The sequence below is a fragment of the Martelella alba genome, from assembly GCF_005217455.1.
GTDB lineage: Bacteria > Pseudomonadota > Gammaproteobacteria > Enterobacterales > Enterobacteriaceae > Acerihabitans.
In genome coordinates this window covers 24,088-49,324 of sequence record NZ_SZPQ01000003.1, presented here as the reverse complement: position 1 = coordinate 49,324, position 25,237 = coordinate 24,088, and the positions used below count along the sequence as shown (strand labels likewise).

Here is a 25,237-nt window from a genome sequence, read left to right as displayed (position 1 = left end):
ATTTTCTTCACCGTTAGCCGGAGTAAACATCATGACCGCACCCCCTTCCATCCTGCGTATTCGCCGCCCCGACGACTGGCACTTGCACGTGCGCGATGACGATATGCTGCGCACCGTATTACCCTATTCCAGCCGAATCTTCGGCCGGGCCATCATTATGCCGAATTTAACCCCGCCCATTACCACGGTGGCGCAAGCCGTCGCCTATCGGGACCGCATCCTGGCGGCGCTGACCGCCGGCCATCGATTCCAGCCGCTGATGACCTGCTATCTCACCGATACCCTGGCGAAGGAAGAATTGATCGAAGGGTTTCGCCAACGGGTGTTTACCGCCGCCAAACTGTATCCGGCCAATGCGACCACCAATTCCAGTCGCGGCGTGACCGATATCGCTAACATCTATCCGCTGCTGGACGCCATGGAAGAACACGGAATGCCGCTCTTGGTGCATGGCGAGGTCACTGCGGCCGATGTGGATATTTTCGATCGCGAAGCGCGGTTTATCGAACAGGTACTTGAGCCCGTCCGCCGCCGCTACCCCCGGCTGAAAATCGTTATGGAGCACATTACCACGCGAGAGGCGGCCGAATACGTGCTTTCCGGCGATCGTTTCCTCGGCGCGACCCTGACCCCCCAGCATTTGATGTTCAACCGTAATCACATGCTGGCCGGCGGTATTCGCCCCCATTTGTATTGCCTGCCGATACTCAAGCGCAACATTCATCAGGAGGCATTGCGCCGATTGGTGGCCGGGGGGTGCGATCGGGTATTTCTGGGTACCGATTCCGCCCCGCACCCCCGTGATCATAAAGAAACGGATTGCGGTTGCGCCGGGGTTTTCAACGCGCCCTGCGCCCTGGGCGCCTATGCCGAAGTGTTCGAGGATATGGGCGCGCTGGCGCATTTCGAAGCTTTCTGTTCGCTGAATGGTCCCCGATTCTACGGTCTGCCGGCCAATGAGGATTTCATCGAACTTCATCGCCGCCTGGATACGCAGCCGGAGCGAATCGTTCAGGGAGATATCACCCTGGTGCCCTTTCTGGCCGGACGCGCGCTCAGGTGGTCGATGGCGATATGAGCCAGGCGGCTTACGCTTATCGCCGCCGCGCGCCCGCGATCTATGCGGCCGGGGACTTATCGGTCACTTCTCCGGCCGCTTGCCCCCGACGTCGCCGGCCATAAAGACGGAGGGCCGGGAATGTCTTATCCGGCATCCGCAATGCCCTTGCTTTTGTTTATTTAATACTGTATATATAAACAGGCACATTAACAATGAGCAAAAAAAATGCGTATTGAAATCACCCTCAATAAGGCCACACCGCTTCCCGCGGGGGCGCTGGAAGCCCTGACGCGGGAATTCACCACCCGTATCGATAAACATTTCGCCGATACCCAGGTTCAGGTCCGATACGCCGGCGCTAATGGTCTCAGTGTCCTGGGGGGCAGCAAGGAAGACAAGGCCCTGGTTACCGACATTTTGCAAGAAACCTGGGAAAGCGCTGATGACTGGTTCAATCCTCAATAAAAATGACTGTGTACTGTCGCTTCGCCGGGATACTGTCCCGGCTTTTTTTGCTAAATATTCTGTCCGCCCAGCCGTTGCGCCATGAATGTCGAGGAAATTCCGCATGTTGCCCGGCGGGTCCTTGTCCGCCAAAGAAATAAAAAAAGTCGCCTATTTAGCAAAAAAAGTGACAAAGACGGGTATACTTAAATTGCTCGCTAATAAGGAGCCGCATTGAACCTCGACGTTACTCATTACTAAACGAGTCATAAAAGGGGTATTTATGGACAGAAAAAACGAGATTATCCATACCCACCCGCTTGTAGGCTGGGACATCAGCACTGTCGATGCATATGATGCGATGATGATTCGCCTGCATTATATCAATTCAACCGACCAGGCCGAGGAAGACGCTGAAGTGGACAGAACATTGTGGCTGACCACCGACGTCGCCAAGCAACTTATTTCCATTCTGGAAGCCGGCATCGCCAAAATCGAGTCCAACGAGTATCAGGAACTGGACTATCGAAAGCATTAATCTCGACGCTACCCCTACGACATCCGTTGCAAGTCAACGGATGTTTTTTTATTTTTACCCCAAAATTCGGCTTAATCGCCATATCCCCTCTGTCATTCAAGAGACTATACTGGTCCCCCATAGCCCGTAAATTGGGGAATTGTCATTATGAATTATGACCTTATCATCGTTGGCAGCGGCTCGGTCGGTTCCGCGGCGGGATTTTATGCCACCGAAGCCGGATTAAATGTGCTCATGATCGACGCGGCTTTTCCTCCGCACCATAACGGCAGCCATCACGGCGGTCCCCGGATCATCCGCCATGCCTACGGCGAGGGAGAACAGTATGTGCCGCTGGTATTAAGAGCCCAGCAGCTTTGGGAGTCGCTGGCGGCCAGCAGCGGCTGTTCGGTGTTTCACCAGTGCGGCGTGCTCAATCTTGGCCCGCGGCACAGCACATTTATCCGTAACGCCATCGATAGCGCCCGACATTTTCATTTACCCTGTGAAATAGTGGAGACCGCGGCGATCGCCACCCGCTGGCCGGAATTCGATCTGCCGGAAGATTACCTGGGCGTTTATGAATCCCAGGCCGGCTATCTCAAAGCGGAGCAAGCGGTGGCCAGCTATATCCGGCTGGCTGAAAACGCCGGTTGCGCGCAATTATTCAATAGCGCCGTCACCGATATCCGTTCGCGATCCGGGGGATTCGAGGTCACCACCCGGGAAGGCAGTCGTTATCAGGGGGCAAAACTGCTGGTTTCAGCCGGCACCTGGGTCGGCAAACTGCTGCCTAACCTGCCGATAACGCCGGTTCGCAAAGTCTTTTCCTGGCACCAGGCCGACGGACGCTACAGCGAGGAGAACCACTTTCCGGCCTTTACGCTGGAATCCCTAGAGGGCGGGCAATTTTATGGCTTTCCGGCAATGAATAACGAGATGAAAATCGGCCGCCACGACGGCGGCCAAAACATGGATGAGCCCGAACAACGCACGCCGTTCGGTAGCCACGGCACCGATGGCAACGAAGTTTTCCGGTTTTTACGGCGTTTCCTGCCCGGCGTGGGCGTATGCCTGACCGGCGAAGCGTGCAGCTATGATTTGTCCCCCGACGAGGACTTTATCATTGATACGCCGCCGGACCACCAGGGTATGCTGGTGATTACCGGTTTGAGCGGTCATGGATTCAAGTTCGCCAGCGTGCTGGGCGAGATCGCCGCCGGTTTCGCCGCCGGCCGCAAGCCGGAATTCGATCTCTCGCCGTTTTCGCTGGCGCGATTCGGCTGACCGGCGCCGCTCGGGTTTATTTCTCCTCGGGGGCGTCGTTTATCACCGGCATGGTCTGATTAGCGACACACCGCCGGGATTTATTGAAAATATTTCCCACCCTTTCCCGACCGGCCCGACGGGCGCGCTGCGCTTTAAGCGGCAGATCTTTTTCCTCTTGGCAGGCGGGACTGCAACAACCCTGATACTTTTCGGCGCAGGCGCGGCACTGGATAAACAGTAAATGGCACCCCTGGTTGCGGCAATTGACATGGGTATCGCAGGGCTGTCCGCATTGGTGGCAACGGGCGATGATATCCGGCGTAACACGCTCGCCGAGACGCGCATCGAAGACGAAGTTTTTACCGGTGAACTTTAATGGCAACCCCTGTTCTTTGGCGCGTCGGACATACTCGATAATCCCGCCCTCGATATGATAAACACGTTTGAAGCCGTGATGGCGCAGATAAGCGCTGGCCTTTTCGCAGCGGATCCCGCCGGTACAATACATCACTATGGGTTTATCTTTGGCATCGGCCAGCATTTTTGCCGCCATCGGCAATTGCTCGCGAAAAGTATCGGAAGGGATTTCGATGGCGTTATCGAAATGCCCCACTTCATATTCGTAGTGGTTGCGCATATCCACAAACAGCGTATCGGGATCGCCGGCCATGGCGTTGACTTGCTCCGCATCCAGATAATCCCCGGTGGACGCGGGATCAAAAGTTGGATCGGAAATACCGTCGGCCACAAGGCGATCCCGGACTTTCATCCGCAATACCCAGAATGATTTGCCGTCATCGTCCAGCGCAATATTCAAACGCAACGGGTCCAGAGCCGGATGCGCAGCGTACAGTAAGCGGCGTAGCGCTTCCAACCGGCTTTGCGGTACGCTTGCCTGGCCATTGATTCCCTCGCCGGCGACATAAATCCGCCCAAAGACGTGCAGCGCGGCAAGTCCCTGGTAAAGTTGGTCGCGAAACGCCTGCGGATCGGCCAAATGAAAATATTTATAAAAGGACAACGTAACGCGCGGCTCGCTTTCGGCCAGCATCCGTCGTCTGAGTTCGTCATTTGCTACCCGGTTATGCAACACTGGCATGGTGTTCGTTCCTGTTGGCAGTTTTCTTGCGCATCGCCGCCGCATGGCGTCCACGCGGCGCGAAATCAGTGAGTACAAGCCGGATTAACGCCGGCCAACGAGAAAAGGCATGATAACCCAAACCCTGTTGACACGTCAGCCAGGTTCTTTTCGCCGGGTAAGGAAAAAAGGCATCAATAGCCGTAATCGCCCGCCAACAACTTGCTACCGTGCGTCATGATGAAACGGCGGCTTGTCGCGCGTATCATTTTATGAATAACTATTATACGGTTACCGGCGGCACCTAAAGAGGTTTTATTATGAGTCAACTGTTTTCGGCTTATTCCCTTGGAAGACTCTCTCTTCCCAATCGCATTGTCATTGCCCCCATGTGCCAGTATTCAGCCGAGGAAGGCCGCGCAACATCCTGGCATAGCATTCATTTGGGCCATTTGGCTTTGTCCGGCGCGGGCTTGCTGATTATCGAAGCCACGGCGGTCGCGCCGGAAGGCCGGATCTCGCCGCAGGATCTCGGCCTGTGGGACGACGATACCGAACAGGCCTTGGCGGCCGTGATAGACACGGTGAAAATGCACTCGCCCATCGCGCTGGGCATTCAACTTGGCCATGCGGGCCGTAAGGCGTCCACTCAACCCCCCTGGTCCGGCGGCGGATATATTCATCCCGAACAAGGGGGTTGGCAGACCCTGGCCCCCTCCAGTATCCCCTTCGCCGAAACGGACTTGTCCCCCCACGCCATGACGCTCGCGCAAATCGACAAACTCAAAAACGATTTCGCCGATGCCGCCCGGCGCGCGGCGCGGATCGGTGTTAATCTGATCGAAATACACGCGGCCCACGGCTATCTGCTGCATCAATTCCTCTCGCCTCTGTCCAATCAGCGGCAAGATCAATACGGCGGTAGCCTGGAAAATCGTATGCGGCTGACGTTGGAGATTTTTCGCGCGATACGCGACGCGGCGCCGGCGGACATGGCGATTGGCGTGAGAATCTCCGGCACGGATTGGGTGGCGGGCGGATGGGATGTTGAACAATCAGTCGTGTTGACTAAAGCGCTCAAAACACTGGGATGCGATTACATCCATGTTTCCAGCGGCGGCCTGTCTACTCGGCAAAAAATCCTGGTGGGTCCGGGTTATCAGGTGCCTTTCGCCCGACGTATTAAAGGGGAAACCGGCATGAGTACCATCGCGGTGGGGCTGATTACCGAAGCCGAACAAGCGGAAACCATTATCACCGCCGGCGATGCCGATATGGTGGCCTTGGCGCGCGCGGTGCTTTACGATCCCCGCTGGCCCTGGCATGCCGCGGCCAAACTGGGTGCGCAGGTCCATGGTCCCAAACAGTACTGGCGCAGCGAGCCGCGCCAGGTCAGAGATTTGTTCGTTAAAGAATAACGGCGTGATCGCCGCGATTATTACTTGATAATCGCGCTAATGCATGTCCAACTGGCGTTTTGCGCCCCCAAGGACTGTTTATTTCAGCAAAAAATGCCAAAATAACATAGGGCGCCGCGCCAGCGGTTTGCCATGACTGTTCTATGGTAATGAGATTTCATGACACAACTTCCCACATTCAACCACTCTTTGCTGCATCCACGCTATTGGCCCACCTGGATGGGTATCGGTCTGCTCTATCTTATCGTGCTTTTGCCTTACCCATTGCTTTATCGGCTGGGCACCGGCCTCGGCCGCCTGTCGATGCGCTTTTTACCCCGGCGGGTCAAAATCGCCCGGCGCAATCTGGAACTTTGCTTTCCCAAAAGCAGTCCAGCCGAACGAGAGGCCCTGCTTATCGCTAATTTTCATTCGGTGGGCATGGGTTTGCTGGAAACGGGCATCGCCTGGTTCTGGCCAGACTGGCGGGTAAAACGCTGGTTTCATGTATCAGGGTTGGAACATATCGCCCAAGCGCGGGAAAGCAAACGGGGTATTCTACTGATCGGCTTGCATTTTCTCACCCTTGAGCTGGGCGCCCGGGTATTTGGTATGTTCAACCCCGGTATCGGCGTCTACCGGCCCAACGATAATAAGCTCCTGGATTGGCTGCAAACCTGGGGGCGCATGCGTTCCAACAAATCCATGCTCAACCGTTCGGATATCAAAGGCATGATCCGCGCCTTGAAAAATGGCGAGATAATCTGGTATGCCCCTGATCATGACTACGGACCGAAAAGCAGTGTTTTCGCGCCCCTGTTTTCGGTGGCGCAGGCGGCCACCACCTCGGGGACTTACATGCTGGCCCGTATGGCGAAACCGGCGGTCATTCCCTTTGTGCCCCGGCGGCTGTCTGGCGGCAGGGGTTATGAATTGATCATATTGCCGGATGAGAAGGACCTGCCGCTGGATAACGAAATCGCCACTGCGACATATATGAACCAGGTCGTGGAACGCGCCATTCTGCTGGCGCCGGATCAATATATGTGGCTACACCGCCGCTTTAAAACCCGTCCGCCCGGCCAACCTTCGCTGTATTAATTCCGGCTTTTTTCCCGGCGGCGCCAGAACTTGTGGCATTTGATGCCGCGCAAATTGCCCGCCGCCGGGTTTAAGCGCATAATTATTGACTTAGTTATCATTCCGGCGAGAATCAACCCCGGTGCTTCGTCACTTTTTTTGACCGCCGTTGCCTATTTATTGAGATGTCATGACCTCGGTGTCAAAACCCATCAATTGGAAACGCAATCTGTACATCGCCTGGCTCGGTTGTTTCCTTACCGGTGCCGCTTTCAGCCTGGTCATGCCTTTTTTGCCACTGTATGTGGAATTGCTCGGCGTGACCGATCCACAGGCGCTGAATATGTGGTCGGGAGCGGTATTCAGCATTACCTTTCTGTTTTCGGCCACCGCCTCGCCTTTTTGGGGGGCGCTGGCAGACCGCCGTGGCCGGAAAATCATGCTGTTACGCTCCGCCCTTGGCATGGCCATCGTTATGGCGCTGATGGGCATGGCGCAAAACGTCGTCCAGTTCCTGATACTGCGCGCCCTGCTGGGCCTGCTCGGCGGTTTCGTCCCTAACGCCAACGCGTTGATAGCCACTCAGGTGCCGCGCAGCAAAAGCGGTTGGGCGCTGGGCACCCTGTCCACCGGCGCGGTGGGCGGCGCGCTGATAGGACCGCTGATCGGCGGGTTGCTGGCGGACCATTACGGCTTGCGGCTGGTGTTTTACATTACCGCCCTGGTATTGTTCGCGTGTTTTGTCACCACGGTGATTTTCGTCGAGGAACGCTTCGTGCCGGTACAGAAAAAAGACATGCTGTCCGCCCGCCAGGTGTTCGCCTCTCTCGCAAAACCCCGGCTGGTGTTGAGCCTGTTTATCACCACCATGATCATTCAGGTCGCCACCGGTTCCGTTGCGCCGATTCTCACGCTCTATGTCCGCGAGCTTTCCGGCGATATACAAAACCTGGCTTTTGTCAGCGGAGCGATCGCCGCCGTGCCTGGAATGGCGGCATTGCTCAGTGCGCCGCGTCTGGGGCGCCTGGGGGATAAAATCGGTCCGGAGCGGATTTTGATCACCATGCTGGGGGTATCGGTCATTCTGCTTATCCCCATGGCTTTCGTCCAGACCCCCTGGCAATTGGGCCTGTTGCGTTTCCTGTTGGGCGCCGCCGATGGCGCGTTGCTGCCCGCGGTCCAGACCTTGCTCATCTATAATTGCACCAATCAGGTGGCTGGGCGGATCTTCAGCTATAACCAATCTTTCCGCGATGTGGGGAATGTCAGCGGACCCTTAATTGGCGCCTTCGTTTCCGCTCAATATGGTTTTCGCGCGGTATTCGCCGTTACCGCGCTGGTGGTGCTGTTCAATATGGTTTATTCCTGGCGAAGCCTACAGCAGGGTCCATCCAGGATCCGTTTGTCCATGAAATAGCCGGCCTACCGTTCCGTCGCGACACCATGTTCCGATCCGGCGCCATGGGCGGGATGATCGGGTATCTTCACGACGGACACCACGACTTCATAATGCTCGCCGCTGACGGCGGGCGGCAATATACCGTTGAGTTTCTGTACGGTCTCGCCGGGGTTGTCGCTGCGTACCGCGGCGCAAAAGACTTCTTCACCCTGGCATGCGCCGGGATGATGCGGCATAAATATCGGTCCCGGATGCGGCGGCATAATCGGCCAGCCCCGTTGTTCCACAGGCGGATTGGACGGCGCCTGTGGCCCTTCAGCAGCGCTATAAAGACTGACGGTGCCGAGCGCCGCGGCCAGCAATAATAATGAATAACGTACTGCACGCATGATAACGTCCTCCAATGAATGTCACAAAGCAACTTTAGTCTTTCCGCCCGTTTCGGAAAGTCGATTTGCGAAACATTTACCCGCCGCTGACCCCGCCTTTGCAATGATGATCTTTTTGCAAAAGAGGGACTATGTCCGGATGGCGAACAGGTTATTGCCCATCCAGCCGTGAAGATCGCCCATGACTTGCAACTTTCCAGACACCGGCAACACTTACAGGTAAGCCCGCCATGGGCGCGATGATGACAAAACATCCCTAAGTAGCAGGAGAGCCCCAATGAGCATGTACGCAACTCTGGAAGAAGCCATAGACACCGCCCGCGAGGAATTTATCGAAACGTCCGATGACGGTGACAACGAGGATCAGGAGTGGATGGTCAATCAGTTCAGTTTGCAAAAATACGTCATGCAGGATGGCGAAATCCTATGGGAAGCGGAGTTTCTCGCCGATGAAAATGAAGCGGCCGATGCCCTGCCTTTCCGAACCGGCGAGGCGGCCCAGGCGATTTTTGACGGCGATTATGATGAATCCGAACTACGCCGGGAATGGCTGGAAGAAAATACCCTGCATGAATGGGACGAGGGCGATTTTCAATATGAACCACCGCTGGATACCGAGGAAGGACAGACCGCAGCGGACGAATGGCAAGAACGCTGACCGCTGGGCGCAAAATGACGGATCTTGTCCCGGCTGCCGTACCGCGGTGGTTAGCGATAAGGTCCGTGCCGCATATCCACCGGCAACAGGATGGTATCCACCACCAGTGATAACGGCAAATCCAATACGGTGAGGAAACGCCAGGGGGAATCACGCAGATCCCACTGTACGCCGGGATAATACTGTTTGCCATGCCCTTGGCCCGGAATGGTCCGGCTGATGATGCTGCCGCACCCGCAGAGCGCCAGAAGGGTCAATGCCAACAAAAAAACGCGCAGTGTTTTTACCATACCAAGACCTGAGGCACATAGCGGCGGGAACGATTCACTTGCGGCGATAATACCTGAGTTTACCGAACACATAAATTACCGTGCCCAGCAGGCAAAGTACATAACCGAATAACTCGCTGCCCTCTTCCACCGCATTTTTAACGGTACGCAAAAATGCCTCCTGCAGCAAGGTACGCCAAAGCACCCCCATCCCCATCAATCGGGAAAATATCAGGACATTGAGCAAGCCGGCGCAAATCAGGCCATAACTGGGATAGGTGAAAAATTCCCGCAATCCCGATATAACCCCACGAAAATCCCTGGCCGCCACGATGATACTGATGCCGGTAACCGCCAGCGCGACCCAAACCCAGGATCCTTGGCGAATGACGTCGAAAACAAAATCCAACTCACGTATCAGCATACAGGCGAAAAAACCGCAAAGCAGCACGCTGCTGGCGCGCAATTCCGGGACTTTCGTCAGCCGGGCGTAGAGTAACACTATCCCCAGCAAGATAAGCTCCTGGGTGATTTCGGTCAGCGATGTCTCCTTAACAGAATCATGCAAAGCATGGATATCAAGAAACAGTAACGATTGAAACGCCGCAGCAATTACGGCAAACAGTACAAAAAAACCCATTTTTTTAAGGACAAATCGTACATCATCCTGCATAACGACACCCGTTGACGCCAGAAAAGTAAAAAATTCTAACCATCCCCGCCTGGCGCTAAGTGACATTTAATGCTGACTCGTCGATATCGATGAATAAAACCTTAAAAAATCCTTAAGAAATGACGATGAGAATCGATTAGCTGCCTTGGCTCGCGAAAGAATTCAGCGGAAATGCTGTTTGGATGGCGCAAAAAAACCGCCCTAACGGACGGTTCAAACCTACTTGATGACCTGGGAGACGCCTCTAACTGGGGGTCGTCCCGACCGTGTCGTTTCGCCAGGCGGACCGAACCTCCCGGTTCGACCATAACCGCAAGTGCAGACGGGATAAAATCACCGGATCGCTGATGATTGACAGGCGTTCCGCCGCGCTTATGCCGCCCGGACCCTTTTTGAGGGCCGACTGAATATGCTCTTCACGGGCGAGCTCGATATATTGGCTGATACGGTGGCGCGCCGTGGCCATCCCTGTGGCCAAAGCATTATAGGCCGGATCAATTACGGCAAGACGAAAACCATTCTTCAGCGCGCGCGATTGATTCACTCTCAGATACTTTTCGGTATCGACCAGTTCCCTGGGCGGAGAATATTCTTCCGGTATCATGAAAAGCTTAACCCGCTGACAGGCCAGTCCGATATTGGCCCGGCTGGAAAACACCGAGACGATGGGCGAAAGGATCAGTGAAAAAACAATAGGCGACAGCCACCAGAGAAAACGCAAGTCCAGCCACGCCACCCCGCCGGCCCATACCAACCCCAGCAGCATTTGCGATCCGTGGCGGACGAAAGCCTCGCTCCAGGGCGTCGCATCGTCATCCCGTTGCGGCGAATTCCATTGCACCGACCAACCGAGAAAAGCGCTGACCACGAATTTGGTGTGGAACAGCATGCGCACCGGCGCCAGCAACACGGAAAACAGCATTTCGAGCAACATGGAGCAAAACAGGATAACCGGCCCGCCGTATTGTTTGGCGCCTTTGGCGATGATCAGTATGACGCTGAGCAGCTTGGGTAAAAACAACAGCACCATGGTAGTGGAAAACAATGCAATGGCCAGCTCCGGCCGCCATTGGGGCCAGACCGGGAACAATTGCCGCGGCTGAAGAAAGTACTGCGGCTCCATAAGGGTATGCACGACCTGTAAGGCGGTGGACAACGCCAGGAACATGAACCACAGCGGCGCCGACAAATAGGACATCACCCCGGTAAGAAAGACCGCCCGGTGTACCGGATGCATACCCTTGACCAGAAAAAGCCGAAAATTCATCAAATTACCGTGGCACCAGCGCCGATCGCGCTTTAATTCGTCCAGCAGATTGGGCGGTAATTCCTCGTAACTGCCGGGCAGATCGTAGGCAATCCATACCCCCCATCCGGCCCGACGCATTAACGCCGCTTCCACAAAGTCGTGGGACAGGATGGAGCCGGCGAACGCCCCTTCCCCCGGAAGCGGGGCCAGGGCGCAGTGCTTAATGAACGGCTCGACGCGGATGATCGCGTTATGGCCCCAATAATGGGATTCGCCCAACTGCCAGTAATGCAAACCCGCGGTAAACAGCGGGCCATAGACCCGCGTGGCGAATTGCTGGCAGCGGGCATACAGGGTGTCCATTCCGGAGGCTTTCGGCGCAGTCTGGATAATGCCGGCGGTGGGGTTGGCTTCCATCAGCCTGACCAGGTTGGTCAGACATTGACCGCTCATCACGCTGTCGGCATCCAAAATAACCATATAACGATATTGTTTGCCCCAGCGGCGGCAAAAATCATCGATATTGCCGCTCTTGCGCTTGACCCGGCGGCGGCGACGTCGGTAGAAAATCCGACCGCAACCGTGGGTTTCCTGGCAAAGCTCCATCCAGGCCTTCTGCTCGGCGATGCAGATATCGGCATTGTAGCTGTCGCTTAGGATATATACATCGAAATGCTCAAGCTGGCCGGTGGCCGCCACCGACTCGTAAGTCGCGCGCAAGCCGGCGAAAACCCGTTCCACGTCTTCGTTGCATATAGGCATAATAAGCGCGGTGCGATGGCGGGGATCGATAGGCTCGTCTCCCACGGTGCTGGCGGAAATACTGTATTTGTCGCGGCCGATAAGCAACTGGAGAAACCCCATCAGGGCGGTCCAAAAGCCGGCCGATACCCAGCAAAACAGGATGGCGAACAAAATCAGGATGCCGCTTTGCAACACATAGGGCAACAATTGCAACACCGATTGCCGCCAGTCCTGATGCAGCATGTCCATGGGATCAATAAGCGCCCATCCCTGGTAGGGAAGAATGGTTTTCATATACCAGGTGGCGACGGCTGTCTGAAACAGCGTCAGCAGCAGCAAAATGTAGCGACGCAAGGTCCCCACCCGGCGCCAGTTGCCCTCGTCACGGGCAATAGCCTCAAGTTTATGGCGCGGCGGCCGCGTGCGCCCGCGCAATTGGTTCCAGAATCGCGAAACAGGATTGGTCAACCAGGGTTCGGGGAACATCGTGGTGCGGGTCACGGTCCGCATCGCCTTGATGGCGGTACGGCCCATACTGTCCTCGGTCAGCATGTCCCGGCACGTTTCCGTGACCGGCCAGGCCATATTCAAACGCGACTTGACCGAGTCCAGCGCGGCATTGTCCTCCTGCGGACCGCTGGCGGGCGGCAAGCCTCCGATATCGGCATGCAGCGCCGACATCGGCAAGTCGCCATGGGCCGGCAGCCTGGCGCGCAGGGTACGCTTTTGCTCGTTGGAAAGCGGTAAAGCCTCGATATAATCGAGGCTGGGTTCGGTTGATTTATTCATTGGCAGGTAGCAAATAGCTCCAGGTTTCGGTCAATGTCTTATCGCCGTCTACCAACGCGGCCCGCATTTCGGTCGGTTGTTTTTCGTCTTTGACGCGCAAGCGCAGGGTCAAGCGCCAACCGTGCGAAACGGGATTATAGCGGACAGTGTTTTCAACCACATCGGCGTTATTGCCCACGCTCAACTGGGACGCCACCGGCGCGTTCGGATCAAGGGCCTTTAGCGAGGGGCCGGAGAAATCCACCAGAAAAGCAATGGTGCCGTCCGGTTGGCGGACCAGGTTCGACTGACGGACGTCGCCGAGGGATCGTAAAGTCTGGATGACATAAGCCTGATCCGGGGAATGAAGTTTGTCCTCGTCGCGGGTAAAAGTCAGTCGATAAGACAGGTCGAAAGGCTTACCGACATCCGGCAATTTTTCCGGCGTCCAGAAAGCGACGATGTTGTCATTGGTCTCGTCGGCGGTGGGGATTTCAACCAGTTCCACATGGCCCTTGCCCCAGTTGCCATGCGGCTCCACCCAGGCGCTGGGCCGCAAGTCGTAGCGGTCCTCCAGGTCCTGGTACTGCCAGAAGGAACGGCCGCGCTGCAACAATCCGAAGCCAAGGGGATTTTCAATCTGGTAGGTGCTGACCGACAAATGTTTGGGATTATTCAGCGGACGCCAAATCCATTCGCCATTGCCGGCATGAATCGACAATCCATCCGAGTCATGCAGGGCGGGACGGAAATTCATGGTCGGCGACGGCTGATTGGGACCAAACAGGAACATGCTGGTCAAGGGCGCCAGCCCCAGCTTGCCGACTTTGTCGCGCAGGAAAATCCTGGCCTGCACTTCCACGCTGGTGTCCCGTCCCGGGTAAATGACGAAGCGATAGGCGCCGGTGGCGCGGGGCGAATCCAATAATGCGTACAAGACCAGATGTTTTTCGTTAGGCTTGGGACGTTCAATCCAGAATTCGCGAAAACGCGGGAACTCTTCGCCGGAAGGCAGCGCGGTATCGATAGCCAGGCCGCGAGCCGACAAACCGTAAACCTGCCCCTTGCCGATCACCCGGAAATAGCTGGCTCCCAGCATGCTGACGATCTCATCTTCCTTATCCGGTTTGTTGATGGGGTAGAGGATCTTAAAGCCGGCGAAACCGAGATTTTTGACCAGATCGGGATCGTGTTTAACCGTGCCGAAATTGAACATGTCAGGCGAGTATTTGATTTCAGTGACCTTGTCCGCCGTCACTTCATTGATTTTCACCGGCGTGTCGAAATACATCCCCTGATGATAAAATTCCAGTTTGAAAGGGGTCGGCAGGTCATGCCAGTAGGCTTTATCATGGTTGAACTGGATCTGCTGATAATCAGCGAACTTCATTTCGCGAAATTGCGAAGGCAAATTGCTTTTCGGCGCCTCATAACCTTTGCTGGCCAGTTCCTGCGCCTGTTTAGCCACATCGTCAATTGAAAAGGCCCATGCGGGCAACGCGTATAACGATAACAATACCGCTGCTCCCAGCCAACCGAGACCCGCTCCGGGCAACTTGACGAAAAATTTATTAGTTGGCACATCCCCCCCTATGCGTGTGCTCTTAATCATTTAAAGCAATTTTAATTGACAAATCACTTTTCCGACAGCGTGATACAGCTAAGGTTCCTCACATTTGCCTTACCGGCCCGATGTTTGATCAACACCCGGAAAACACGCGCATCCACCGGTAAAAGATAGTCTAAAACAGCCTATTCCAACAATCAGAACCGCTCGCTGATTTTACCTGAGCCGCGAGCGGGAGGTTAATCATTTTTAACACCAAGCAGCAAGTTATTATAAAAGCCACGTTAAAGCGGTCCCCGATAGGCGGATCGGCATGTCTGCGCCGCTTTCGCCCGGGAGAGGATTATCGGCGCCAGCGCCGCGCGGTATTAATTTAACAGTGATTATAGGAAAATTCTTATTACATTATCGCAGAGCACATCCGCTTTTTCGGGGGGGAACAAAATAATGAGCTGAACGCGAAAACGCCAACAACGCCAATTACTCCGACCAGGAAAATACCGCCGGCCAATACTGAGATGTATCTCCGGAATAACATTCAGTTAACGGCCGGTAATTTTGCCTGATACAAGGCGGCGTTTTGTTGATCAAAACAAACAAAAATGACCTTTTCCGGCCAACGATGCCGCGCCAGAAATTCGTTCACCGCCGCAATGGCGATTTCCGCGGCCTGGTCTTTGGGGAAGCCATATACGCCGGTGCTGATATTGGGAAATGCAATGCGGCCCATTCGTTGCCGTTCGGCGATGGACAAACAGCTGAGGTAGGCACGGCGCAAATTCTCGGTCTCGCCGTATCCGCCGCCGCGCCATACCGGCCCAACCGTGTGGATCACCGCCGAGGCGGGCAGGTCGCCCGCCTCGGTCAGCACCGCCTCGCCCACCGGGCATCCCCCCCGCCGTCGACGGATACCCTCGCACGCGCGCGCCAGAGCGGGTCCGGCTGCCCGGTGGATGGCGCCATCCACCCCGCCGCCGCCCGCCAGCGCGCTGTTGGCGGCGTTGACGATGGCATCGACGGCCAGTTTGGTGATATCGCCCACTTGCACGGTGACTCTGGCTGACATGTTTTTTTCCTCCTGCGTTTTATGACCGTGACGGCGTCGTGGCGGCCTGTCCGGTTGACTTACCGGCCTTTTTACGGTTTTCTAATCAATCGGATTTGCTAGCCAGATCGCAAAGCGTATTTCATCCGGCATCTTTCTGTAAATTGACTGTCTAAAGTAGAAGAATAAACATTCCATCCCGGACAGGCAAAACACGCCGGGAAAAGGGGGATCCAATGCAAGATCAAATCGAACATGGGATGACGCCCATGCACCACCCGACACTCTGCAAAAGTTTCTTCCAGGCCGGATTTGCCTGCTCCACCGAGGTACGCGGTGACGGACGCCGTCTGGATCTCATCCATGCCAGCGGTCATGAACACCTGGCCGGCAGGGATTACGCGCAGTTGGCCGAGCAGAACATCTTTACCCTGCGGGATGGTTTGCGCTGGCATACCATCGAGGCCGAACCGGGACATTACGACTGGTCCGGCTTTCTACCCATGCTGCATGCCGCGCAAGCCAACAAAATGCAGGTGATCTGGGATCTTTGCCATTTTGGCTGGCCGGATCATCTGGATATCTGGCAACCGGCATTTGTTACCGAATTCGCCCGGTTCGCCGCCGCCGTCGCCGCCCTGGTGCGGGATGAAGGCATTGCCCAGCCGATTTACACACCGATTAACGCCATCTCTTTCCTGGCATGGGCCGGCGGGGATATGGCACATATCCGCCCCATGGCCACAGCCAAGGGAAAGGCGTTGAAAATGCAATTGATCCGCGCCTCTCTGGCCGCGATGGACGCGATCCGCGCGGCCGATCGCTCGGCGCGGTTTCTCCAGCCAGAGCCGGTAGTGCATATCAACGCGCCGACCAACAATCCGGATTTGGTCAAAGAGGCGGAGTCTTTGCGACTGGCGCAATTTGAGGTCTGGGATATGCTGAGCGGCCGCGCCAGTCCGGAATTGGGCGGCGCCGCCGAATACCTGGACATTATCGGCGTCGGCTATCGGCCGGCCAGCCAATGGTTTCACCGCGGCGCGGTGATCACCATGGACGACAGCCATTACCGGCCTTTCGCCACGATATTGGCGGAGATTCATCACCGTTACGGCAGACCCATCATCATAGCCGAAACCGGCGCGGAAAATGAGATGCGGGTACCCTGGATACGTTATGTTTTTGAACAGGCCGTGCTGGCGATGCAATCTTCCGTCGCCATTGAGGGCTTGTGCGTTTATCCGGTGGCGGATTACCGCAGTTGGAGCGGCGATCGCCATTTGCCGCTGGGTCTGCTTGGCATGCAGGATGTGAACGGATGCCGTTCGCTGTTCGAGCCGCTGGCGCTGGAATTGCGCAGCCAGCAAATAAGACTCAAGGGGTTATTGAACAATTTGCCCAAACAGCACGCCATGCCCGCCTGAGCAGGGGAACCAGATGGCGGCCCGGCGGCGGCGGCCTAAGAACCACCGACTTTATCGTAACAGGACTTGGTATCTATACCGGCGTTATGCCTGACGTCATAGAAATAGGCAATGCCGAAAAGAACCGATACGGCAATCAGGACGGAAATTAACAAACCAATGATCGCCAGCAGTTTCGTCTCGTCAAATCTGCCGTTTTCCATGTCCAATCCTTCCTTATTGTCGACGGGTTCCACAGATAAACCGCAGCGCCGCCGGGACAAGATTCCGGCGGCGTTTCCAAGCGACAAGATCATGCACTCCGGCATGCGCCTGATTGCTTATAAATTATGCGAATCGATCGGGCTTTGCAAGCATCGTTGCGCCACAATCCCCTCGCGACGTAGAAACCCGGCCCGCCCGCCGTCGGCTAGCCTTGGCGTGGAGCCCGGAACCGTTCCAGGGTTTCGCTATCCAACCGATGGTAGTCTCCTTTGAGTTCGGCGCAAAGCTTACTCATGAAAATGATCAGATAATCGATACTGTAGGCCGCCAACTGTCGGCCCACCTCGGTTTGCATGGTATCGGCGAGGGTCAGTAGCTTGGTTTGAAAATGATCGACGGTATATTTGATGTCATCCAGGGGGCGGCGCAAGGCCAGCGGATCGTTTGCATCAAACAATCCCCGTCCCAACTGACCGGAGACATGGAAAACACGGGCCAAACCGATGGCCCCTAGCGACTCGAGCCTGTCGGCGTCCTGCACGATCTTCGCCTCCAGCGTCTCGGGCGCAATACCGGCGCTAAAACTGTGGGCGGCAATGGCATGGGCCACGGCCGGATATTTATCCGTGGGAAAATCCGGAAACGCTTCAGCCAGGATACGCAAGGTCTTTGCGGCCGCCTGCGTCGAGGCGAGATGGCGTTCGGGATGGTTTTTCGGCAGATTCACCACATCGTGAAAATAACACGCGGCAAGCACAGTCAATTCATCGGCCTGGGTAAGATGCATGATTTTTCTGGCGGATTGCCAGACACGGCTGAAATGAGCAAGATCATGCGCTTTATCACCCTCGGGAAAATGTTGCTGCAGATAATCTTTAAAACGGCGTTCCCATTCCTCAGTTCCCATGTGTACCTCTCGCCTGCGATGCCCATTTTATGAACCCTACCTACTTCAGACCGCCCCGTCGCGCCGAGTGAGCGCGCTGGCGATGAACTGGCCCGCAAGCGCGGCGCCCGCGGAAGAAATGCCATGTCCCAACCGCGGCGAAATCACGCTTTGCGTCGGGAATCCGAGCCCTTGTAGAGCATGAGCGGCCCGCTCCGTTTCCTGACAAGGAATGACCGGATCATCCGCGCCATGAACCAACAACAGCGGGGTATCGCCGGCAGACGCCAGCGGCAGGGGAGACGAGAGACGGCCCGAAAAGGCCACCACCGCGGCGAACCGCCAGCGTCCCGAAGCAACGGCGTCCAGCGCCATAATCGCGCCTTGGGAAAATCCCGCCAGCGCCACGTTTTCAGGTTGACCGGATAAACCATGACGGGCCAACAACGCCGAGATTTGACGATCAAAAGCTTCCCGTGCGGCCATAACCCGTTGCGGTCGATTTTCTTCGGTGACGTTTTTAACGCTGAACCATTGGAAACCCGGCCCCATATCGAAAGGCGATGGCGCATTCGGCGATTCGAAACGGGTTTGCGGCAAAATACCGCGCCACCCCGCCCCCAAAGAGATCAGGTCATCGCCATTGCTGCCAACACCGTGTAACAAAATAACCAAATTTTGTTGCATAGATATTTCTCTCCCTCGCCACCCATAACACGTTTTTTATCTATATTAATCAGCATAACATGCTCTGGCGACATCAAGTGAGCGAGGGCCGCCAACGCGGCCGCGGCGCGAAAGATGAAGGGTATGGAGCGGTATCGCGAGCTTCCTTTATACCCCAGGTTACACATATTATTTTCAAATTTGGTCAATGAGCACCTATAATGCCCATCCGGTCATAAACGAACCGGGTTTTACCATCAATTACTGCCTGTGTGGCGATTACATCTGACAATTATGAAAATGAATATGCGCGTTCTTCATGCGGCAATCCTGGCTGTGGCAGCTTTCAGTCACTCCGCTTTCGCCGTGGTATATCCCTTGCCGGCCGGCAACAGCCGTCTGGTGGGGCAGAATTTTGCAATTGAGATTCCCAAGGACAGCAAGTTGCCGCTGGAGCATTTTGCCGCGCAGTACCAAATGGGTCTGAGCAATATGCTGGAGGCCAACCCTGGGGTGGATCCTTATCTGCCTACTCCCGGGAGTAAGCTGATTATCCCGCAGCAACTGATTTTGCCCGATACGCCCCATGAAGGTATTATCGTCAACAGCGCCGAAATGCGGCTTTATTATTATCCGAAAGGGTCCAAAACCGTGGTGGTGCTGCCGATTGGTATTGGCCAGTTGGGCAAGGATACGCCTATCAACTGGGTAACGTCGGTACAGCGCAAGAAAGCCGGCCCGACCTGGACGCCGACCAAGGCCATGCACGCAGAATATGCCGCCCATGGCGAAACCTTGCCGGACGTTTTCCCCGCGGGTCCGGATAATCCGATGGGGTTGTATGCGATGTATGTGGGGCGGCTGTATGCCATACATGGCACTAACGCCAATTTCGGTATCGGATTGCGCGTGAGTCATGGGTGCGTGCGCCTGCGCGCCGACGACATCAAATACTTGTTTGATCATGTTCCGGTCGGCACCCGCGTCCAGTTCATTGATGAACCGGTCAAGGCAACCCTAGAGCCGGATGGCACCCGCTATTTGGAAGTACACAATCCCTTGTCGGTTACCGAGGAACAATTCAATTCCTCCGCGCCGGTGCCGATTACGCTGCCGACCAGCGTCGGTAAGATCCTGGTCGATCCGTCCGTTAATCAGAATGCGGTAAACATGGCGTTGCAAAATCGTTCCGGTATGCCCGTGAATGTGACCGCGCCCGATGCCAATGCCGCGCCGGCGGTGGTTCCGGTCAATGCTTCGAGCGCGGCGCAGGATGCGCCGGCCACCGAGCAACCGGCCGCACCGATAACCGACCTTAATGAACAGGCAACCGACGCGAATAACCCACCGCCCGCGCAACCGGCGCAATAAGCCGCGGCTGTTGTCACTTTTGCGCTTTTGCGGCGGGTTAACGCCGGCCCGCGGCATGGCAATCCAGCAAGGATTGCCATGCCGGATTGCTTACCGGACTCGAGCTTTTTCCTAACACGCCCTTCCCTGCTGACCCGCACGGATTCTTTCTTCGCCTTCTCCCACACAGGAATGTTCAGGCAAATCGTTCAGGTTGCGTCGCGACAGCCCCTGTGAGCGACACCTGTTCCGGAAATGACGTTAACCGCAGGCAGCCTCGGGTAAGTGCGGGATGTCTGTTACCCCCCCGGGCGCAGCGGCAAGGGGGGATTGAGGCGAGCTAAATAAAAAAAACTTCCCTTGGCATGGATGAATCGGCAATATGATTGCATGAAACTCAAGCTGAATACTGTCACCCGTCTCCCCTCGCTTACCGCCTTGCGCACGTTTGAGGTAGCCGCACGATATGCTAGTTTTACCGAGGCCGCCGACGAATTGCATGTCACACTGGGGGCCGTAAGTCGCCAGATACGCTTTCTGGAAAACGAATTGGGCGTGGCATTGTTCGATCGTACTGGAAATGCGGTATCTCTCAATGCCAAAGGCCGTGAATTGTCCAAAGAAGTTTCCCGCGCGTTCAGCCTGATCAATACCGCCGTGGAACGTATTCGGCCGATGCCGCGGCGGACATTAACCTTAACCTGCACGCTGGGCATCGCCAGCCACTGGTTATCGTCGCGTCTGCCGGCGCTACTGGCCCGGGAAGACAACTTGTCCCTGGTGGTGGATGCCGCCGAACAAGTCAGAAATCTCAATGCAGGCGAAGCCGACATCGCCATCCGTTACAGCCCGCAGTCGGCGCCGCCGGTTCACTCGCGGCTTTTGCTGGATGACGCTTTTTTGCCCCTGGCCAGCCCCGCCTATTTATCGCGCTTGGCGCCGCTAAAAACGCCGGCGGATATCCAGGCGTTGCGGCTTATACATTCACCGTGGAAGAACCGGCAGGGTCAGGGCATCGCTGGTTGGCCGGACTGGTTCGCGGCATTCGGCGTCCGCGGCGCTTCCTCCCCAGGCGCGTTTACCGTCAACAGTACGGGGTATGCGTTACAAGATGCCATTGACAATGGCGGCGTTGTCCTGGGCAGCCTGGCTGTTTGTCGCGATGCCATGGCCGACGGCCGGCTGTCGCCGGTATTTGGCGATCATTATCGTCTGGCATCCGCTTACGAATACCGTCTGGTTTGGAACCCGGAAATCCAGGTATCCCGCGCCGTTTGTCATTGGATAAATCTGCTCCTGGAAGCCGCCGGCCGTCAGAACGAGTTTGACTTGTCCAGCCCGATTGCCGGGGAATAAATGGGCGCATCCGGCCTCTCGTCGGTCACTTACCATAGGCGGCTCACAGGCGTTACCGGCGTAAGCGCCCGTCGCCCGTGTCGTCAACGGTGAGACAACCTGAAGTAGGTTATGGATATTCAGTTTCACCCTGCTTATCCTATAACGCCGGTCAATCTATTTCCGAGATGACACATAGGCTTGTTTTAAGGCCGACGTCGGCAAAGAGACGGAATTCGGCGGCCTTTTATTTAAACACACTACACAATTAAAATAATAAGCGTTAGCCGGTTATTTAAAATACTTAATATGATACTGGTTGTTACCAGACTATTTTTCAGAAAATCATCAAATCATTTTATCTACAGTGTAAAACGCTTGACAGGATAACCGAATTTATCACATCCTCAGGTTATCGCTATTTTATCTAATCAAGCGATATCCATAATTACCTTGAATAATTCGAGTTGTGAAAAGGCGCAACGGCAGCAAGCAGTTATATACTCCACATACGTCGAGTTGTATCGCGGCCGCAAGCAAGAGCGTTGCCAGGAGCATGGATAACTCTGCGACTGGGGCGAGCCAGCGTCGCCAACAAAGAGGCAACGTGAAGTATGACGAGTATATATTCCAAATACGTCAAGTTGCAGTAGGGCGTCAACGATCTGATTGGAAAATTCGAACGCCGCTATTAAATGGGCAACTTGCAAGAAACAGGGATAACATCATTCTAACCAGTGGAGTTCATGATGTATAAAGAATCGTTGCCAACACCGGAACCGGCCCGACGCGCATTAATAAAACGCGCGGCCGGACTCTCGATATTGGGTATCGCCGGCGTGATAAGTACCGGCATACCCTCGCTAACTTACGCTGCATCGCTTACCCGGGAAGCCAGGGACAGCATGACCCCGGATCAGATTATTGAAGGACTAAAAGAAGGTAATATCCGTTTTCGTACCGGTAAAGCCCACCAGCATGATTACCTGGCGCAGAAACGCAGTAGCGCCGAGGGGCAATTCCCGTCTGCGGCCATTCTCAGTTGCATCGATTCGCGGGCGCCGGCGGAAATCCTGCTGGATACCGGTATTGGTGAAGCCTTCAACAGCCGCATCGCGGGTAATATCGCCAATGACGACATTCTCGGCAGCCTGGAGTTCGCCTGCGCAGCCGCCGGCGCCAAGGTCATCCTGGTTATGGGACATACGGCGTGCGGCGCAGTGAAAGGCGCAATTGATAATGTCAAACTGGGTTATCTGACCGGTTTGCTGGCCAAAATCAAGCCGGCCATCGATAAAACTGAATACAAAAAAGAACGTAGCGGCAGCAATCCGGAATTTGTCGACGCGGTGGCAAAAACCAACGTCATGCTGACCATGGATGACATCAGGAAAAGCGAGATTCTGAGCAAACTGGAAAACGATGGCAAAATAAAAATCGTCGGCGCCATGTATAATCTGGTTGGCGGCAAAGTGGAATTTTTCTCCTGACGGCTAGCGCCAAGTAGTTATATGTTAAATACGTCGAGTTGCATCGCGGCGGCAAGCAAGAGACAAATTCATCGGGAACGAATTTGAACCGGCAACGGCGGACCTCCAGTGAGAGGCAGGATGTCTCTCACTGTCCCCAAGAGCATAGCCCACTGTGTGATTGAGGTAAGCGATAGCAGCCGACAAAGAGGCAAATTGAAGTATAACGAGTGTGAATAACGTTGCGACTGGGCGAGCGAGCGCAGCCAACAAACGGGCAACCTAAAGTAGGACGGTAAATAGGTTAATCCGTTCGGATAACATCCTTAAGCGCGTCTTCCTGCCATTGAATCAAAGACATCAATTCGGTGGCGTCACGCTGAAACATACGTAATTTCCACAGCGGGACGCTACTTTTTTTGGCGCAACATTTTATTTCAACCAGAGCTTCGCCTTCTGTCTTAGGCAATTCACGGCACGCCAACTCGTCGGCATAGGCCCGTAGTTGGCATGGCAGGCCAACAAATTCAAAAAAAATAAAACCGGCGGCGAAGACCGTGATTTTAACGGTAGTACCGCCACTATCCGGCATATTATAAACTTTTTCAGTTTTCACCGCTGTCGCCTCCATAAGGAAATTGCCCAAATTCTCAGGCATTCGCGAGGAAATTAAAAGTGGCAATCCGCCATGATAACCACACAAAACAGTAAAGGTATGTTAGTAATGGCTTCATTTGTCCGCTACAGAATCGGCCATGCCGACCACGATGCTTTAACCTGACAACGCGATACAGGCTCGGGTTTTTAGCTAAAAAAGCTAAACGCCACAGCATTTGTATGATAAATGAATTAAATTGTGATTCAAGTCACACTTTCAATGCATTTTTAGGCTTTAGAATCGTGACACAAATCACATTTAATGGAACATTCTTATGGAAACTGTTTCTCAATCCAATGCGCTTATTCTTAAATTTTGTTGGCTGCTGGCCGTGGCCGGCGTGGTCTTTTGTGCCGTGTTGTTCAAAATGTACTGGTAACGCGGTCTAGAACCCCGTTAGGCAATCCGCTGTTTCCCCTTCCGCTGGTTACCGATGCCGGTTTTATGCCGGCAATTTTCCCTTCAAGTTCGGTCCGACGTTGCCGATAACAGGTTATGGATTCACGGCCTACTTGAGGAGAATGACCATGTCCAATACGGTATCCACCGTTATGCCGTCGGTATCGACAAACAGCGGGGCAAATATTTCCTCGCAGATCAGTAATATTGAAAAACAGATCACCAGTCTGACCAAGCAATTGAAAACCGTGGCGGATTCCAGCTTGCCCGACGATCAAAAGCAGCAGCAGACAGAAATGATCCAAGCCCAGATCCAAATGCTGGAAGCGCAATTGAGCGCGTTGCGCCAACAACAGACCCAGCAGTCCGCCAGTAAAGAAAGCGCAACGTCAACGGTGAACGCCGCCGACAATGATAAATCACGCGATAGCGTCGGCCACGTCGACGTGTACATCTGATTTAACGGCTATTACAACCTTACCCGCACCGCCAACATGTTCCCTGCCCGTCATGTTTCAGTTCACCTTTTTGCTGCTGGCGGCGTTTGATTACCGCCGTTGCGCCGCCGCTTGACCTATTGCAGATCCAGTCAAATGGAATGTCGGACAAATACGTTATAAGAGCGCCCCTGAGGCCTGTTGTCCGCAGTTTCTCTCGTGAGACTATTCTCATTCGTTGTGACCAGACGCCAATTGACAAACAAGGATCCGTGGCGTAATTTAACCATTAAAACATCATTTCAATGGTTAAAAAGGCATGTATGATGATTCTCCTGCCTGCTTCATCCGTGATTTATCAGGCTAGCGCGGCTGATGGCGTTGAGGGGTTTTATAGGCGAACCGGGGCCACGGAAGCCGCCGGATGTTTCTTGTTGTTAGCCGCGATGCAACTTGAATTATTTAGAGTATATACTTTATGGGTTCGATTACGATGCGCCGACCGGCCTGCGTCCGGTGTGCTTTGCCCAAGCGCGACGGCAATCGGGACATCCAGTTGGATCTCTTCCTGGATGATGCCAATAATCTTGAACTTTACCCGGATTTTCAGGCTTACTTCCGCCAGCGGCACCCGACAATGCTGGTTATCTGGGGCAGTCATGATGGATTCTTCATTCCAGCGGAGGGCAAAAGCCCATCGAGGCAATACTCCGGATGTCATCGTGGAGTTTCTGAATACCGGCTACTTTGCTTTGGAAACCCATGGAGACTCTATCGGCCGGCGTATTCTCGACATCTTTGCC

Annotated in this window: 25 protein-coding genes; 13 read left to right on the top strand and 12 right to left on the bottom strand. The window is 55.0% G+C overall.

Annotation, left to right across the window (positions count from 1 at the left end):
• The first annotated feature begins 31 nt into the window (after positions 1-31).
• The 4 genes from pyrC to solA all read left to right on the top strand — a co-directional run bounded on the left by pyrC (position 32) and on the right by solA (position 3,308).
• Positions 32-1,078 (top strand): dihydroorotase, encoded by a 1,047-nt coding sequence (pyrC, locus tag FCN80_RS04385; RefSeq protein ID WP_136988685.1) that lies wholly within the window; start codon positions 32-34, stop codon positions 1,076-1,078.
• A 207-nt stretch (positions 1,079-1,285) separates the two neighbouring features.
• On the top strand, positions 1,286-1,525 hold the full coding sequence (dinI, locus tag FCN80_RS04380; RefSeq protein WP_136988684.1) for a DNA damage-inducible protein I: 240 nt from the start codon (positions 1,286-1,288) through the stop codon (positions 1,523-1,525).
• Between the two features lie 262 nt (positions 1,526-1,787).
• Entirely contained in the window at positions 1,788-2,042 is a 255-nt protein-coding gene (bssS, locus tag FCN80_RS04375; protein ID WP_136988683.1) for a biofilm formation regulator BssS, read from the top strand.
• Positions 2,043-2,189: 147 nt separating this feature from the next.
• On the top strand, positions 2,190-3,308 hold the full coding sequence (gene solA, locus FCN80_RS04370; protein WP_136988682.1) for an N-methyl-L-tryptophan oxidase: 1,119 nt from the start codon (positions 2,190-2,192) through the stop codon (positions 3,306-3,308).
• 16 nt (positions 3,309-3,324) lie between these two features.
• Here solA and trhO read toward each other — a convergent pair whose 3' ends face one another.
• Complete coding sequence (trhO, locus tag FCN80_RS04365) at positions 3,325-4,389, bottom strand: oxygen-dependent tRNA uridine(34) hydroxylase TrhO (RefSeq protein WP_136988681.1); 1,065 nt, start codon at positions 4,387-4,389, stop codon at positions 3,325-3,327.
• A gap of 299 nt (positions 4,390-4,688) precedes the next feature.
• On the opposite strand from trhO, the gene FCN80_RS04360 reads away from it, so the two are divergent.
• From FCN80_RS04360 to mdtG, 3 genes are all read left to right on the top strand, one after another.
• Complete coding sequence (locus tag FCN80_RS04360; protein WP_136988680.1) at positions 4,689-5,786, top strand: NADH:flavin oxidoreductase/NADH oxidase; 1,098 nt, start codon at positions 4,689-4,691, stop codon at positions 5,784-5,786.
• 159 nt (positions 5,787-5,945) lie between these two features.
• Positions 5,946-6,866, top strand: a complete 921-nt coding sequence (locus FCN80_RS04355; RefSeq protein WP_136988679.1) for a Kdo(2)-lipid IV(A) acyltransferase — start codon at positions 5,946-5,948, stop codon at positions 6,864-6,866.
• Positions 6,867-7,035: 169 nt separating this feature from the next.
• Positions 7,036-8,262 (top strand): multidrug efflux MFS transporter MdtG, encoded by a 1,227-nt coding sequence (mdtG, locus tag FCN80_RS04350; RefSeq protein ID WP_136988678.1) that lies wholly within the window; start codon positions 7,036-7,038, stop codon positions 8,260-8,262.
• Between the two features lie 5 nt (positions 8,263-8,267).
• Here mdtG and FCN80_RS04345 read toward each other — a convergent pair whose 3' ends face one another.
• Positions 8,268-8,633, bottom strand: a complete 366-nt coding sequence (locus FCN80_RS04345) for a hypothetical protein (protein ID WP_136988677.1) — start codon at positions 8,631-8,633, stop codon at positions 8,268-8,270.
• Positions 8,634-8,910: 277 nt separating this feature from the next.
• Here FCN80_RS04345 and FCN80_RS04340 point away from each other — a divergent pair, with 277 nt between their 5' ends.
• Positions 8,911-9,291, top strand: coding sequence for a MysB family protein (locus tag FCN80_RS04340; RefSeq protein ID WP_136988676.1), 381 nt, complete (start codon positions 8,911-8,913; stop codon positions 9,289-9,291).
• 50 nt (positions 9,292-9,341) lie between these two features.
• On the opposite strand, the gene FCN80_RS04335 is transcribed toward FCN80_RS04340, so the two are convergent.
• From FCN80_RS04335 to FCN80_RS04315, 5 genes are all read right to left on the bottom strand, one after another.
• Positions 9,342-9,581, bottom strand: coding sequence for a YceK/YidQ family lipoprotein (locus tag FCN80_RS04335; RefSeq protein WP_136988675.1), 240 nt, complete (start codon positions 9,579-9,581; stop codon positions 9,342-9,344).
• 34 nt (positions 9,582-9,615) lie between these two features.
• Complete coding sequence (locus tag FCN80_RS04330; RefSeq protein ID WP_136988674.1) at positions 9,616-10,233, bottom strand: hypothetical protein; 618 nt, start codon at positions 10,231-10,233, stop codon at positions 9,616-9,618.
• A 244-nt stretch (positions 10,234-10,477) separates the two neighbouring features.
• Positions 10,478-13,015, bottom strand: coding sequence for a glucans biosynthesis glucosyltransferase MdoH (gene mdoH / locus FCN80_RS04325; RefSeq protein ID WP_136988673.1), 2,538 nt, complete (start codon positions 13,013-13,015; stop codon positions 10,478-10,480).
• Entirely contained in the window at positions 13,008-14,549 is a 1,542-nt protein-coding gene (locus FCN80_RS04320) for a glucan biosynthesis protein G (RefSeq protein ID WP_230492511.1), read from the bottom strand. The genes mdoH and FCN80_RS04320 overlap by 8 nt, the downstream gene beginning before the upstream one ends.
• Positions 14,550-15,099: 550 nt before the next feature.
• Positions 15,100-15,627: an O-acetyl-ADP-ribose deacetylase gene (locus FCN80_RS04315; RefSeq protein WP_136988671.1), complete on the bottom strand. Its 528-nt coding sequence runs from the start codon at positions 15,625-15,627 to the stop codon at positions 15,100-15,102.
• A 215-nt stretch (positions 15,628-15,842) separates the two neighbouring features.
• On the opposite strand from FCN80_RS04315, the gene FCN80_RS04310 reads away from it, so the two are divergent.
• Positions 15,843-17,030: a beta-glucosidase gene (locus FCN80_RS04310; protein ID WP_230492476.1), complete on the top strand. Its 1,188-nt coding sequence runs from the start codon at positions 15,843-15,845 to the stop codon at positions 17,028-17,030.
• A 35-nt stretch (positions 17,031-17,065) separates the two neighbouring features.
• On the opposite strand, the gene FCN80_RS26380 is transcribed toward FCN80_RS04310, so the two are convergent.
• The 3 genes from FCN80_RS26380 to FCN80_RS04300 all read right to left on the bottom strand — a co-directional run bounded on the left by FCN80_RS26380 (position 17,066) and on the right by FCN80_RS04300 (position 18,807).
• Positions 17,066-17,233 carry a hypothetical protein gene (locus tag FCN80_RS26380; protein ID WP_170975316.1) on the bottom strand — a complete coding sequence of 56 codons (168 nt, stop codon included), beginning with the start codon at positions 17,231-17,233 and terminating at the stop codon, positions 17,066-17,068.
• A gap of 206 nt (positions 17,234-17,439) precedes the next feature.
• Positions 17,440-18,141 (bottom strand): phosphohydrolase, encoded by a 702-nt coding sequence (locus tag FCN80_RS04305; protein WP_136988670.1) that lies wholly within the window; start codon positions 18,139-18,141, stop codon positions 17,440-17,442.
• A gap of 45 nt (positions 18,142-18,186) precedes the next feature.
• Positions 18,187-18,807: an alpha/beta hydrolase gene (locus FCN80_RS04300; protein WP_136988669.1), complete on the bottom strand. Its 621-nt coding sequence runs from the start codon at positions 18,805-18,807 to the stop codon at positions 18,187-18,189.
• A gap of 315 nt (positions 18,808-19,122) precedes the next feature.
• Here FCN80_RS04300 and FCN80_RS04295 point away from each other — a divergent pair, with 315 nt between their 5' ends.
• The 3 genes from FCN80_RS04295 (at position 19,123) to FCN80_RS04285 (ending at position 22,961) form a co-directional block, all read left to right on the top strand.
• Positions 19,123-20,157, top strand: a complete 1,035-nt coding sequence (locus FCN80_RS04295; protein WP_230492475.1) for a L,D-transpeptidase family protein — start codon at positions 19,123-19,125, stop codon at positions 20,155-20,157.
• Positions 20,158-20,526: 369 nt separating this feature from the next.
• Entirely contained in the window at positions 20,527-21,492 is a 966-nt protein-coding gene (locus FCN80_RS04290; protein WP_136988667.1) for a LysR substrate-binding domain-containing protein, read from the top strand.
• Positions 21,493-22,217: 725 nt separating this feature from the next.
• Complete coding sequence (locus tag FCN80_RS04285) at positions 22,218-22,961, top strand: carbonic anhydrase family protein (RefSeq protein ID WP_136988666.1); 744 nt, start codon at positions 22,218-22,220, stop codon at positions 22,959-22,961.
• Positions 22,962-23,244: 283 nt separating this feature from the next.
• On the opposite strand, the gene FCN80_RS04280 is transcribed toward FCN80_RS04285, so the two are convergent.
• Positions 23,245-23,556 carry a hypothetical protein gene (locus FCN80_RS04280; RefSeq protein ID WP_136988665.1) on the bottom strand — a complete coding sequence of 104 codons (312 nt, stop codon included), beginning with the start codon at positions 23,554-23,556 and terminating at the stop codon, positions 23,245-23,247.
• 569 nt (positions 23,557-24,125) lie between these two features.
• Here FCN80_RS04280 and FCN80_RS04275 point away from each other — a divergent pair.
• Complete coding sequence (locus tag FCN80_RS04275) at positions 24,126-24,455, top strand: FlxA-like family protein (protein WP_170975315.1); 330 nt, start codon at positions 24,126-24,128, stop codon at positions 24,453-24,455.
• A gap of 370 nt (positions 24,456-24,825) precedes the next feature.
• Here FCN80_RS04275 and FCN80_RS04270 read toward each other — a convergent pair whose 3' ends face one another.
• Positions 24,826-25,155, bottom strand: a complete 330-nt coding sequence (locus tag FCN80_RS04270; RefSeq protein WP_136988663.1) for a hypothetical protein — start codon at positions 25,153-25,155, stop codon at positions 24,826-24,828.
• Between the last annotated feature and the right edge of the window lie 82 nt (positions 25,156-25,237).